This is a genomic window from Moritella sp. (assembly GCF_013215705.1).
In the GTDB taxonomy this organism is placed as follows: domain Bacteria; phylum Pseudomonadota; class Gammaproteobacteria; order Enterobacterales; family Moritellaceae; genus Moritella.
On sequence record NZ_JABSQR010000027.1, the window covers coordinates 1 to 13,667 of the forward strand.

At 40.8% G+C, this 13,667-nt stretch carries 9 protein-coding genes and 1 tRNA gene; 7 read left to right on the forward strand and 3 right to left on the reverse strand.

Annotated elements, in window-relative coordinates; all coding sequences use genetic code 11:
- Nucleotides 1-128 precede the first annotated feature (128 nt).
- The 7 genes from HRT96_RS16510 to HRT96_RS16540 all read left to right on the forward strand — a co-directional run bounded on the left by HRT96_RS16510 (nt 129) and on the right by HRT96_RS16540 (nt 8,674).
- Nucleotides 129-205, forward strand: a tRNA-Asp gene (locus HRT96_RS16510).
- Nucleotides 206-454: 249 nt separating this feature from the next.
- Nucleotides 455-1,054 (forward strand): Yip1 family protein, encoded by a 600-nt coding sequence (locus HRT96_RS16515; RefSeq protein ID WP_293137872.1) that lies wholly within the window; start codon nt 455-457, stop codon nt 1,052-1,054.
- Between the two features lie 335 nt (nt 1,055-1,389).
- Nucleotides 1,390-3,543, forward strand: coding sequence for an FAD-dependent oxidoreductase (locus HRT96_RS16520; protein ID WP_293158961.1), 2,154 nt, complete (start codon nt 1,390-1,392; stop codon nt 3,541-3,543).
- Nucleotides 3,544-3,713: 170 nt separating this feature from the next.
- A complete protein-coding gene (locus tag HRT96_RS16525; protein WP_293158963.1) occupies nt 3,714-5,129 on the forward strand; it encodes a PLP-dependent aminotransferase family protein in 1,416 nt (471 codons plus the stop codon).
- Nucleotides 5,130-5,444: 315 nt separating this feature from the next.
- A complete protein-coding gene (gene ccoG / locus HRT96_RS16530; RefSeq protein ID WP_293158965.1) occupies nt 5,445-6,851 on the forward strand; it encodes a cytochrome c oxidase accessory protein CcoG in 1,407 nt (468 codons plus the stop codon).
- A 159-nt stretch (nt 6,852-7,010) separates the two neighbouring features.
- On the forward strand, nt 7,011-8,000 hold the full coding sequence (locus tag HRT96_RS16535) for a serine/threonine protein kinase (protein WP_293158967.1): 990 nt from the start codon (nt 7,011-7,013) through the stop codon (nt 7,998-8,000).
- A gap of 50 nt (nt 8,001-8,050) precedes the next feature.
- Complete coding sequence (locus tag HRT96_RS16540) at nt 8,051-8,674, forward strand: thiol:disulfide interchange protein DsbA/DsbL (RefSeq protein WP_293158969.1); 624 nt, start codon at nt 8,051-8,053, stop codon at nt 8,672-8,674.
- Nucleotides 8,675-8,747: 73 nt separating this feature from the next.
- On the opposite strand, the gene HRT96_RS16545 is transcribed toward HRT96_RS16540, so the two are convergent.
- The 3 genes from HRT96_RS16545 to HRT96_RS16555 all read right to left on the reverse strand — a co-directional run bounded on the left by HRT96_RS16545 (nt 8,748) and on the right by HRT96_RS16555 (nt 13,190).
- The gene (locus tag HRT96_RS16545; RefSeq protein WP_293158971.1) at nt 8,748-10,409 is read right to left on the reverse strand and encodes an AMP-binding protein; all 1,662 of its coding nucleotides are present in this window, start codon (nt 10,407-10,409) and stop codon (nt 8,748-8,750) included.
- A gap of 234 nt (nt 10,410-10,643) precedes the next feature.
- Nucleotides 10,644-11,597: an acyltransferase gene (locus HRT96_RS16550; RefSeq protein ID WP_293158973.1), complete on the reverse strand. Its 954-nt coding sequence runs from the start codon at nt 11,595-11,597 to the stop codon at nt 10,644-10,646.
- Nucleotides 11,598-11,672: 75 nt separating this feature from the next.
- Nucleotides 11,673-13,190, reverse strand: coding sequence for a YifB family Mg chelatase-like AAA ATPase (locus HRT96_RS16555; RefSeq protein ID WP_293158975.1), 1,518 nt, complete (start codon nt 13,188-13,190; stop codon nt 11,673-11,675).
- Between the last annotated feature and the right edge of the window lie 477 nt (nt 13,191-13,667).

Genomic DNA, 13,667 nt, shown 5'->3' on the forward strand with positions numbered 1-13,667 from the left:
TCAGTAGTGAAACGTAATAACGCCGATGGTAGTGTGGGGTTTCCCCATGTGAGAGTAGGGCATCGCCAAGCGCCAAACAACGTCGAGAGACTATAAATTAAGACTGATTATGTCAGCACAGATTGTGCGGAGTGGTAGTTCAGTTGGTTAGAATACCGGCCTGTCACGCCGGGGGTCGCGGGTTCGAGTCCCGTCCACTCCGCCAACAAACAACGAAAGCCTGAATCGAAAGATTCAGGCTTTTTTTGTGCCTAAAATTCAGTGATAAAGTACCGAACAGATTACGCGGAGCTGTAGCTCAGTTGATTAGTCTAAATATCCAAATGACTTTTCAATACCTTAAGACCCAGTTCGTACTCCTGATCACTATTATGTGTAATAGTTCTTAATTGACATGGCAATCTCAATATCTTCGCTAATACTTAATGTAACTCTTACATCAAGGAATCAGCTTATGTTAGTAAAACACTTATGGGGTTTATACGTGCAGCCCAAGGACGAATGGATTGATATTGATACGCACCATGAGTCTTTATTATCGGTAGTGGTGAGTCTGTTTTTATTTGCGTTAATACCTGCTGTATCAGCATGGTATACCGCATCGGTGACCGGGTGGAAGCTTGGCTTTGGTGACACAACCTATTTATCTTCCTCCAGTGCAGGGATAATGGCAGTCGGTATGGTGATTGCGAGTATTGCTATTGTGGCAACGTTTTCGCTGTTTGTGCAGTGGATGGCTGCTAATTTTGGCTCATCATCCAGCTTTACTCAAGCGTTAGAGCTAACAACATACACAGCTGCACCTATCTTTATTACTGGTATTGTAGCCTTGATCCCTATTGCTTGGGTGATCATGCTCGCACTATTAGTTGGGGTAGCATTTTCGGTACGGGCTCTGTATACCGGGGTTCCGATTATTATGCATATCACTGAAGAACGTGGTTTCATTTATGCGTCATCATTATTAACTGTTGGTTTAGTATTATTTGTCGCATCAATGGGGTTCACTGTGGTGATGTGGAGCTTTGGCTTGGGTCCGGAGTTTATTATTTAATTACGCTGCTATCAGTATCCGTATTAATCAAATTATTAACAGCGATATAGCTTAACTCTATTTCGCTGTTTTTTTTTGAGAGTTTAATTATCTATTGCTTAATATTATTATTTTTCTTATACCTTAATTATTTCGTTAAAAATAGATATACGTTCGGAATCTATCAATAAATCTGATCCCGCCAAGTAGATAAACATCCAAAGATCCATTAATGTACTTAACCGTGCTACAACTTAACATAAATATAGAATGGGAAGAGAGTCGTGAGACTTTTGTGATTATTCCGGATTAAGCTTACGGTTATATTGATTAATTAGTGCAAGGATAGGTGCCGCATGGCTACCAATGATAGCGACTCAAGCTCGCATAACAAAAAAATTATTATTTTCGTCATTATTGCAGTGTTTTCACTGTGGTATGGTTTTGATCTAAACCAATACGCTTCTCTGGAGAAAATTAAAACATTGCAGCAAACCTCTGGCGATTATATTGCGGATAATCACTCTTTGGCTATGCTGATCTTCTTTGTGAGTTATGTGGCTATCACCGGATTTTCATTACCGGGTGCGGTATTACTGACGTTACTGGGTGGTGGGTTATTTGGTTTTGGTTATGGCCTGCTACTTATCTCTTTTGCTAGTTCGATAGGCGCGACGCTGGCTTTTTTAGTTAGCCGCTATTTATTACGTGATTATGTACAGAAGACATTTGCTGCACGCCTTGCTGCGATTAATAAAGGCATGGAAAAGGACGGTGATTTTTATTTATTCTCGTTGCGATTGATCCCGGTTTTTCCCTTCTTTGTGATCAATATTTTGATGGGATTAACTAGGATTAGCACCCGTAGTTTTTACCTTGTAAGTCAGGTCGGTATGTTAGCGGGTACGGCTGTTTATGTTTGGGCCGGTACACAGCTAAGTGAAATAAACAGTTTATCGGGTATTGCTTCACCATCATTGCTCAGTTCATTGGTATTATTGGGTGTATTTCCTTGGATTGCAAAACGTGGGTTAGCACTATTTAGTCAACGTAAACATTATGCGCGTTGGACTAAACCAAAATCATTTGATCGAAACATGATCATCATAGGTGCTGGTGCTGGCGGTTTGGTTAGTGCTTACATTGCGGCAGCCGTTAAATCAAAAGTGACGTTAGTTGAAAAACATCAAATGGGTGGTGACTGTTTAAATACCGGTTGTGTACCTTCTAAAGCATTGATCCGTAGCGCACATGCGGTGGCCGAAATTAGCCGTGCGGATGAGTTTGGGATTGATGCCGAGATTAACAATATCAACTTTGCAAGGGTGATGGGACGTATTAAAAATGTCATTAAGACGATAGAGCCGCATGACTCTATCGCACGTTATTCAGCGATGGGGGTTGAATGTCTCACCGCAGAAGCCAACATTATTGACCCTTGGCATGTACAGATTGGTGATCAGATATTAACCACAAAAAATATAATCGTGGCAACGGGCGCCCGTCCTATTGTGCCGCCAATTCCAGGACTAACAGATGTTCCCTATTTAACATCAGAAACCTTGTGGCAGTTAACAGAACAACCGTCTCGTTTATTAGTATTAGGCGGTGGACCGATTGGTTGTGAAATAGCGCAAAGCTTTGCCCGTTTAGGCTCGACTGTTACCCAAGTCGAAATGGCCACGCAAATATTGGGTCGTGAAGATGAAGATGCAGTTGCTGTCGTGCAAGCTGAGTTGCAAGCGGATGGTGTCACTATATTGTTAGGTAATAAAGTTGAGCGTTTTGTGAATGAAGATGGTCAATATAGTGCTGTATTATCGAATGGTGATTCAGTTGTATTTGATCAGGTCTTTTTAGCCTTGGGACGTCAGGCGAATACGCGCGGTTTTGGTTTGGAGGAACTCGATGTTGCTATCACAGATCGCGGTCTTATTGAGATTAATGAGTACCAACAAACATCTATTCCGAATATATATGCCGTCGGTGATGTTTCTGGACCTTATCAACTGACTCATGTCGCGGCGCATCAAGCTTGGTTTGCTGCTGTAAATGCATTATTTGGCTCGGTGAAAAAATTTGCAACTGATTATCGTGTTATTCCTGCGGTGACTTATACCTATCCTGAGTTGGCGCGTGTTGGTATTAGCGAAAATGAAGCACAGCAAGCAAAACTCGATTATCAAGTGACGAAGTATCATATTGATGATTTAGACAGGGCTATCACAGATGGTGAAACCAAAGGTTTTGTTAAAGTTATAACGGCGGCAAATAGTGATAAGATCCTCGGGGTTACGATTGTTGCGAGCCACGCGGGTGAGCTATTGGCAGAATATACCTTAGCAATGAAATATAAGTTAGGATTAAATAAAGTGTTAGGCACGATCCATCCGTATCCCACCATGAGCGAAGCAAATAAATATGTGGCAGGTAACTGGAAGCGTAACAACAGTCCTGAGAAATTATTAACTTGGGTAGAGAAATTTCATCGTTATATGCGCAAAGCTTAATATTTTCATTTACTTGTTAGGTCAGGATGTCGGTCTGTGTGGTGAGTAAATAGCATAGTCCTGAAAATATCGTATATAATCAATCGCACTTAATTTTCTTTTACTGTGCGATTGTTTGTTCGGTATGTTTTGATGTCGATACTCAGGTAGATTCTTAGGTAGATAGATTTATGTTGTTACAAAAAAGTCGCTACCACGGTGTTGCGGCTGAGATCCAATTACAGATCGAGCAGCGCATATGGCTACCCGGCGATCGTATTCCATCTATTCGTAAAATGAGCAAAATGCAAAGCATCAGTCCGATGACGGTGTTAAAAGCGTATGAGCTGTTAGAGTCGGCAGGTTGGATTTATGCTAAACCGCGTTCTGGGTATTTTGTTGCTGCTCACCTCAATCGTCTGGCCATACCTCAGCAGACAATCCCGCAGCTGACTAATCGTGCAATTAAGATCAATGAACATGTTTTTGAAGTGCTTACTGCCTGTAAACGTCCTGATGTTGTGCCGCTTGGTTCTGCTTTCCCTGATCCGGCATTATTTCCGTTAAAACAATTGGGTCAAGCATTAGCCAAAACCATCAAAACGATGCCTGTCCAGAGTGCAGTCACGGAACTCCCTCCTGGCAGTGTGGCACTACGCCGGGCGATTGCTAAACGTTATATACGAGATGGGATTGATGTGTCTATTGATGACATCGTGATCACGTCCGGCGCGATGGAGTCATTAGGTTTGAGTCTGATGGCTGTGACCAAACCTGGCGATACCGTGGCGATTGAATCCCCGGCTTTTTATGGCGTATTGCAAACAGTCGAAAGGTTACAGCTTAAAGCCATCGAAATTACCACTGATCCACAGTTCGGCATGTCAGTGGATGCGCTGAAACATGCAGTGAATAGTCATGATATTAAAGCTTGTTGGTTAATGAGTAAATACCAAAATCCTTTAGGCGCATCGATGCCAGAAGCAAATAAATTGGCTATTTTAGATGTGCTAGCAGCGAAGCAAATTCCTTTACTTGAAGATGATGTTTACAGTGAGCTATATTTCTCAGAATACAAGCCTAAACCGATTAAAGCTTATGATCAACAAGGTCTGGTATTGCATTGCTCTTCATTTTCAAAATGTTTAGCGCCAGGTTTTAGAGTTGGTTGGGTGGTTGCTGGTCGTTATGCGAAACAAATCGAACAACTGCAATTTATGACCACGCTGTCTGCTGCTGTGCCTAATCAACTCGCCATAGCAGAATTTGTTTTGCATGGTAACTATGATACTCACCTGCGTCGGTTAAGGCGTCAACTTGAATCTCGTCAGCAGCAGATGCGCCATGCAATTGAACAATATTTCCCATTAGAAACCAAGATCACCCGACCTAGTGGCGGTTATTTTTTATGGGTGGTGTTACCTGACCATATTAATACCGGTGAGTTACTCCAAACCTTACTGGATGATCACAATATCAGCATCGCACCTGGCACCTTGTTTGCCAGTGACCAGCAATATAAAAACTGCATGCGAATTAATTGTTCTTATCTACTGACGGACAAAATCCGCCAGGCGCTTATCACCTTAGCTCGCTGTATTACTTAATATTCAATTTAACTAACGACTGTTCTAGTCTTTATTTATAACTAAAGAATCTGTTATAGGGTAGTTTTGTATTGATCTGTACTATGCTTATGCGCCCGATTTGTGTTCCAATAGCCTCGCTAATTCATTAAATAATTATATCCATTAAGAGATGACTGAATTGGTGCTATGTCAACTTGCTTTCAAACCTGCCTGCAAGTTTTTCGGTTGTGATAAGTGTTTGATTAAATTAATAAGAATGAGATAAGTCCGATGATTTTAAAGACTTATTAAGCTTCTTTGGTATAATCGAAGATATAAAATAAGGAGCATGTAATGTCTGAAGAACGCATAAATATAAAAGATATAACCCCTAAAGTTAAGCCAAAATATACCAATGTCGGCCCTGATAATCATATTTATGTCAGAAAAATGAGTGGTGTATTTCAACGACTGAGAAAATACATGGGCTGGTTTTTTATGGTGTTGTTTTTTGCATTACCCTTGTTTCAGTGGAATGGGCATCAGGCGATCTTATTAAATATCTTAGAACAACGTATTCATATCTTTGCCTTAACTATTTTCCCTCAAGATCTGATGTTATTAGCGTTATTGTTGATTGTTGGCGCCTTTGCCTTATTCTTTGTCACCGCCTATTTAGGGCGAGTGTGGTGTGGATTTATGTGTCCACAAACAATTTGGACGTTTATTTTTATTTGGTTTGAAGAAAAAATAGAAGGTTCAGCCAATAAACGTTTGAAGTTAAATCAAGGACCGATAACGGTTGATAAAGTTAAAAAGAAAGTGCTTAAACACACCGCATGGTTAAGCTTTTCAGTGGTTACCGGCCTCGCATTCATGGCTTATTTTGTGCCACTTTTTGACCTTTACATCGAGTTTTTCACGCTGCAGGCGAGTAGCACTGTGTATTTCTGGGTGCTATTTTTTGCATTTTGCACCTATGGTAACGCAGGTTGGATGCGCAGTATTATGTGTACCCATATGTGTCCATACTCACGTTTCCAATCGGCTATGTTTGATACTGATACCTTAATTGTCGGTTACGATTTTAACCGTGGTGAAGCAAGAGGCCCGCGTTCACGTAAAGTTGACCACAAAGCGCAAGGTCTGGGCGATTGTATTGACTGTAATCTTTGTGTGCAGGTATGTCCTGCCGGTATCGATATTCGTGACGGTCTACAATATGAGTGCATTAACTGTGGTGCTTGTATTGATGCCTGTGATCAAACGATGGAGCGGATGAACTACCCGAAAGGCTTGATCCGCTATACTTCTGAAAATGACCTAAATAATAAGCCTCATCAGAAAAGTAGATTCAAGTTAGTCGGTTACGGTATCGTCATGACGTTAATGACCGTGATGTTTGCGATGAGTGTGATGAGTATTTCACCCGTACAAATGGATATTATCCGCGATCGAAACGCACTCTATAGTGAGAATTCGGATGGTAATATTGAAAATACCTATACACTGAAAATTATCAATAAGACTTCATTTACCCAAAAATACACTTTATCTGTTACTGACGTGCCTGATCACGAGTGGTTTGGTCCACGTGAAGTTGAAGTATTACCGGGTGAGTTGTTAGTACAGCCTGTGAGTTTAGCCATCGACCCGTTTGATCTGAACCAACCGGTGATTAAAATAAACTTTGTGATCACCGAGCTTGGCAATGAGCATTATGTCTTTACCCAGCAAAGCCGTTTTATCAGCCAGTTATAGTATTAACTGGCAACTATAAATAGCTTTATAATCAATGTAAGTTAAAGTAAATAGCAAGCTCAGTGATACTGGTCTTGCTATTATTGTATCCAATCTAAGATTGGTCGTACGTCTATGACGGTTATTTGGATATAGAGATTCGTACTTTAGGAAATAATAATGACAAATCTGCCTGTTGATTACAGTTTGCTTTCCCCTGACTTTATGTTGGATGCGATAGAGTCTATCGGTATCCGTGTGGATTCAGGGTTATTGGAATTAAACAGCTATGAAAATCGCGTGTTTCAATTTCTAGATGAAGATCGTCAACGTTTTGTGGTGAAGTTTTATCGTCCCGTGCGTTGGAGTGATGAACAGATCCAAGAGGAACATGATTTTTCTCTGCAGTTAAAGTCTGCTGATATTGATGTTGTTGCGCCGTTACAATTTGATGGTCGTAGTTTATTCGTTTATCAAGGCTATCGCTTGGCCATTTTTCCGAGTGTCGGTGGTCGTCCTATTGAAGTGGATAACCTCGATGCATTGGAGTCTGTCGGACGTAACTTAGGTCGCGTGCATCAACTTGCAAGCCAGCAATCATTTTTGTATCGACCTACATTATCGATCGCCGAGTTTGTACAAGCACCCAAGCAGATATTGCAACAGAATAGTTTTATACCTAAGCGTTTAGAAACAGCATTTTTTGATGTTTATGATGCGTTGGAAAAAGAAATTACGCTGCAATATAAGCCGGATGATACGCAGTTAATCCGCTTACATGGGGATTTACACGCCGGTAATATTTTGTGGCGTGATAAGGTAACACTATTGGATTTTGACGATTGCCGTCAAGGCCCTGCAGTGCAAGACTTATGGATGATGCTACATGGTGAACGGCACGAACAATTGTTGCAATTGGAAGTGATGCTTGAAGGTTATGAGGAATTTTGTTCTTTTGATGCCAAGCAGTTGCAATTGATTGAGCCATTACGCGGCATGCGCATGATGAATTACATGGGCTGGATTGCTAAACGCTGGGATGATCCTGCTTTTAAACGTCATTTTGCTTGGTTTACCGATGAGCAGTATTGGCAACAACAGGTAAAATTTTTACATGAGCAGATTGATAATATACAAAAATCGCCGTTATCTCTCATTCCTAATTACTAATTTTGTGTACCGTTAATAATGTCTAATTTAAATTTTCAGGAAGGAAAAGAATGAAAAAATTATTTATATTGATCACTGCAATGTTATTTTTACCCTTTGCGAATGCTGCACAGTTTAAAGAAGGTGTGCATTATGATGTTATCGCTGAGCTGGCAACATCAAAACCGCAAGTTGCTGAATACTTTTCGTATTATTGCCCTCACTGTAATAAGTTCGAACCTATCATGACTGATGTGACCAAACGTCTTGCTGGTACCGATATTAAAGTAGAAAAAAATCACGTTGCTTTTATTGGTCGTGAAATGGGTATTGAAATGCAAAAAGCATTTGCGACTGCAGAGTTGTTGAATGTTGAACATCAAATGTCATCGGCAATTTTCACTGCGATCCATGATCAAAAGCGTCGTTTCTCTGGCCGCGATGATATCCGTACCGTATTTACTGACGCAGGTATCGATGGTAAGAAATTTGATGCAGCAGTGAATAGCTTTGCGGTGAATGGTAAAGTAGCACGCATGGATAAAAATACCGCTAACAAGAATATCCGTGGTGTACCAGCACTAATCGTTAATGGTAAATACCAAATTAACATGGGTAGTATTCAAGCGCGTGGTGAAGAGTTCAACGTTAAGCTAACTGAACTTATTAAATACCTAGCAGCAAAAACGAATTAATTTATGGTTCGATTTTAGGTATTAAAAAAGGACGCGATTGCGTCCTTTTATTTATTAGCATTAATATTTTAGCTTACTGTTCCCAAACTATCTTATCTTGGTGCTGCTCTTCGTAGAAAGGTTTAAAACGGCTTTCTAGTTCATGACGCTTAAATTTAAGTGTTGGTGTTAATAAACCATTATCCACCGTCCATTCATCTTTTAAAACAATGATATGACCGATGCGTGCATGTGATTCTAATGATTTATTAATATGCTGGCGTGTTTCTTCAAGGTTAGTTGTCATCACTTCTTGGCCTAGTTCACGCGCTTCTGGTGATAGCACCACCAATGCAACTGGTTGTGTTAAAGCTGTACCGGTAATACAGATCTGCTCAATATTTGGATTTTCACCAAATTTACATTCAATCGGCACTGGTGTTACGTATTTACCTTTTGAAGTCTTGAAAATGTCTTTTACACGCCCGGTGATTTTCACATAACCATTACTATCAATTTCACCTTTATCACCAGTTTTGAAGTAACCTTCTTCATCGAATGATTCTTTGGTTTGTGCTTCATCTTTGTAATAGCCACTCATTAGGCCATCACCTTTCACTAAGATCTCGCCAATTTCAGAAATTTTAAGATCAACACCTTCACCTGGTTTACCAATAGTGCCGATTTTTTGCGGGTTGAATGGGTAGTTTAGGGTGCCGTAAGCGAGGTTTTCTGTCATGCCCCATGCTTCGGTAATATTTAACCCTAAACGCTTGTACCATTCTAATAATGCTGGTGATACTGCCGCTGAACCACAGCCTAGTATTCGGGCATGATGTAAACCCAGACCGCGTTTAATCTTCGCTTTTACTAAACCACTAACGAATGGGATCTTGAGCAGGAAGTTAAGTTTGTGGGCTGGCATTTTTTGTAATACGCCCATTTGGAAGCGAGTCCATAGACGTGGTACCGAAATAAATAGCGTAGGCTCTACTGACTGGATATTACTGACGAAGGTATCGAGTGACTCAACAAAAGAAACCACGCCTTCGCCAGCATAAATACTTCCGCCTTCAATATATACACGTTCAGTAATATGTGCCAATGGTAAGTAAGATAATAGGCGGTCGCCAGGCTCAAACTCGAAGCTCTTGATAATGTTTTGCGAAGCTGATTTGAATGCCGCAAATGTGATCATTACGCCTTTTGGATCCCCCGTACTGCCTGAGGTATAAATGATTGACATCAAGTCTTCAAGATTGATATGTGCTGGAGTGGCTAATGGCTGGTGTTGCTCAAGCAGATCATTCCATTTATATTGGCAGTTAAGCGTTTCGTAAGGGTAGCTGATGGTAATAATGTCTGCCGGAATCTTCCCTTCTAGACTTTGATAGTTATCTAATTTACCAACAAACAGTACTTTTGCTTCACTGTGCTCTAGCACATAATTAATCGTTTTCGCATTTGCTGTGGAATAAATGGGCACACTGATATAACCCGCGTACATAATGGCTAAATCGTTAATAAACCATTCGGCACTATTTTTTGCGAGGATCGCGATTTTATCACCCGGAGTCAATCCCAGTGATTGTAGTGCTTGAGCAATGCGCTTTGTTTGGTCTGCGACTTGCGACCAAGTAAATTCGTGAAATGTGCCATTAATAGGTTGGCGTAAATATACTTCATTGGCACGATGCTTTTCCCAGTGCAATAAGGCATCGAGAGGTGTGTTTAAGTTTGGTGCTAATGTGCTCATATGTGGTCCCGAAAAAAGATTAATGCAACAATGCATTAACAGTTATAGCACGTTACACCTTGTTTCGTTTAAGATTAAAGTAAAAGTGAGATGTTAATGTCAATTTAGAATTAAGACTCTATTTATGGCAGTTTTTACGCCTTCTTGTACCCCTAAAGCGTTATTTTATGGCGTTTTACGAATGAGAATGAAGTGGCCCACCATGTTTTCATTAACCCATTGTGGGGGTAGTTGTTATTCTTGTTGGTAAAATGTTGCGGTTGGCTTGTCTTTGCTCTCAATATCCGCTTCAACTTTATTCATTAGCTTAAGCTTCTCTAGCGCTTGATCTTTGTTTAGCCATAATTCATTGATCCATTGTTGGAAATTAGCCTGGAAGGCTTTGTCATTACTATAGTCACCAATATAATGGCTATTAATGTCTTGTGTGCTGACTTGAACTTGGATCTGCTGCACTTGGCCGCTAATAAACTGCCAAAAAGTGGGAATACCTTGCGGATAGTAAATGGTCACGTTAACTAAAGTATCCAACTGGCCATTCATCGCATCGAGGGCAAATGCGATGCCACCTGCTTTAGGTTTTAATAAATGCGTAAATGTGGATGCTTGTTGGTTGTGTTTATGCGGAGTAAAACGGGTACCTTCAACAAAAGTCATGACACTCACTGGCTTGTGCTTGAACTTAGCACAGGCTTTTTTTGTTGTTTCAATATCTTTACCACGCATGTGTGGGTTCTTGGCTAAAAACTTTTTGCTATAGCGTTTCATGAAGGGAAAATCAAGCGCCCACCAAGCCAAGCCTAAAAATGGCACAAAGATAAGCTCTTTTTTTAAGAAGAATTTTAGAAACGGGATCTTACCGTTTAATACCCGTTGTAACACTAAAATATCAACCCAAGATTGGTGGTTTGAGATCACCATGTACCATTTATTTAGCGACAAGCCATCAATACCCGTTACTTGGATGTTTGGACCACCTATTACTTTTTGGATTATGCTGTTTACAGAGACCCAGTTTGACGCACTGCCATCGAGTAAATGATTCAGTATTTTTTGTGCCGCGTTAAAGGGCATCATACTTTTTAACAGCGAAAACATAACAATCGGGATCAACCAAAATATGGTATTCAAAAGGTAACAGATAAATGCAGTGGCGCCTGCCAGCTTTTGCGTGAATGTCGATAACATAATATGGCCTTGGTGTGATGAAGAGCTGAAATGATAAAACTATCATCACGTTATGCCAAACAAAAATTGCAATTATTAAACATTAATTTGTTGTAATAACCGATCCATTGCACGATAAGAGAGTGCTTCAAGTAAATGGGATTTATTGATATCTATACAATTGTTTAAATCTGCTATGGTACGTGCCACCTTGATTATCTTATGAAATGCTCGTGTTGATAGGCCCATTTTATCAATGGCAAGTTCTAGGAAAACCGCATCTTGCTGCTGGAGTGGACAATATTGCGCAATTTCTTTACTGGAAAGCGCATCATTTAATTTATCACAACGTTGACGCTGAGTGAGTTGCGCCGCACTCACTCTTTGTTTAATCTGTTCGCTGTTTTCACCACGCTGACCGGGCTCGGTTAAGCTGCCTTTGGGTAGTGCGGGAACTTCAATTGTGAGATCAAAGCGATCCAAGAAAGGCCCCGACAATTTACTTAAATATTTTGCTACTTGGCTGTTGTTACCGCCCCATTTATTATTGTCGTAATAGCCTGATGGTGATGGATTTAGTGCGCCAATGAGTTGAAATCTAGCCGGAAAGTCGACCTGTTGATTGGCTCGAGAAATACTAATATGTCCTGCTTCTAAGGGTTCACGTAAAGAATCGAGCGCTTTACGTTGGTATTCCGGTAGTTCATCCAAAAATAATACCCCATTATGCGCGAGGGTTATTTCACCGGGACGCGGATTACGGCCTCCACCGACTAATGCAACGGCTGATGATGTGTGATGGGGAGTGCGAAAAGGCCGCCGACGCCAATCTTGGGCAACAAACTCGCCGCCGCTAATGGATTTAATCGCCGCGCATTCTAAGGCTTCTTGCTCAGTCATGTCGGGCTGAATACTGGTTAAGCGACTGGCTAACATGGTTTTACCGGTTCCCGGAGGACCAAACAGCAATAAATTATGATTACCGGCTGCACAGATCTCTAACGCACGTTTAGCACTTTGCTGGCCGATAATATCTTGCATGTCATGCTGGTTACTCTCTGATGTTGTCAGTGAACGTATCCGCTTGGCGATGGGTAATGTGTGCTCGGCATTAATATGCTGACATACTTGTTGTAAATCTGCCGCAGTAAAACAATTGGCGTTGTCGATAAGTGCCGCTTCATGGCCGTTGTCAATCGGAATGATACTGCTGCGCCCGGCCTTTTTACCGGCAATGAGACTGGGAATGGTACCTCGGCATGCTTGCAGCTTACCGGATAAAGATAATTCACCAATAAATTCTAATTGCTGATGGCGGTTAGTACTGATCTGCTGTGACGCGATTAAAATTGCGATCGCAATCGGTAAATCATAACGACTGCCTTCTTTGGGTAAGTCAGCCGGTCCCAAGTTGACGGTGATGCGTTTGGCTGGCATTACAAAATTAGAATTCATTAACGCGCTGCGGACCCGATCCTTGGCTTCTTTTACTGATGTTTCTGGTAATCCAACAATGGTAAAACCAGGTAGTCCTTCGCTAATGTGCACTTCGATGGTAATTAACGGTGCATTAATACCTAAAATGGCGCGGCTGTAGATCACGGCTAAATTCATTCATTACCCTTGCTAAGTTGCTACTCAAGCTTAAACCCTAGTGTAATTAATGACAGGGGCTACTAAATTAGGTGGATTATTTTAAAACCTTAAGCAAGGCCTATTTGCCACAGTCTATTTTGTGATGTTTGTCATGTGCGCACTTTTAAACTGGAATTTGTTTATTTTTTAATATTTTGAATTGCCACTGTGCATTTATTTGGTGGTTTGAGTTATTTTAAACGTGGTTAAAGGCTTGCTTAAATAAATTCGCCATGCTAATAATGAATCATAAAAATTTTATAGAGTTGTTGGATTAGTTATATGTTTGGGTTTACTTCGCGTCTTATTATTGTGGTCAGCATTCTGGTGGTAATTATTAAATTACCAAGCCGGGGACTTACTGCTAAGCGAAAATAAGCTTAATCCAGCAATAAGAAAACCCCGGTTGATAACCGGGGTTTTTTTTTGTTTGGCGTTTAACGGTTTACAAGAATG

What these genes read in the sequence shown, in the direction of transcription:
- HRT96_RS16515 (WP_293137872.1), top strand. Translation starts at nt 455, where the DNA reads ATGTTAGTAAAACACTTATGGGGTTTATACGTGCAGCCCAAGGACGAA.
- HRT96_RS16520 (WP_293158961.1), top strand. Translation starts at nt 1,390, where the DNA reads ATGGCTACCAATGATAGCGACTCAAGCTCGCATAACAAAAAAATTATT.
- HRT96_RS16525 (WP_293158963.1), top strand. Translation starts at nt 3,714, where the DNA reads ATGTTGTTACAAAAAAGTCGCTACCACGGTGTTGCGGCTGAGATCCAA.
- ccoG (WP_293158965.1), top strand. Translation starts at nt 5,445, where the DNA reads ATGTCTGAAGAACGCATAAATATAAAAGATATAACCCCTAAAGTTAAG.
- HRT96_RS16535 (WP_293158967.1), top strand. Translation starts at nt 7,011, where the DNA reads ATGACAAATCTGCCTGTTGATTACAGTTTGCTTTCCCCTGACTTTATG.
- HRT96_RS16540 (WP_293158969.1), top strand. Translation starts at nt 8,051, where the DNA reads ATGAAAAAATTATTTATATTGATCACTGCAATGTTATTTTTACCCTTT.
- HRT96_RS16545 (WP_293158971.1), bottom strand. Translation starts at nt 10,409, where the DNA reads ATGAGCACATTAGCACCAAACTTAAACACACCTCTCGATGCCTTATTG.
- HRT96_RS16550 (WP_293158973.1), bottom strand. Translation starts at nt 11,597, where the DNA reads ATGTTATCGACATTCACGCAAAAGCTGGCAGGCGCCACTGCATTTATC.
- HRT96_RS16555 (WP_293158975.1), bottom strand. Translation starts at nt 13,190, where the DNA reads ATGAATTTAGCCGTGATCTACAGCCGCGCCATTTTAGGTATTAATGCA.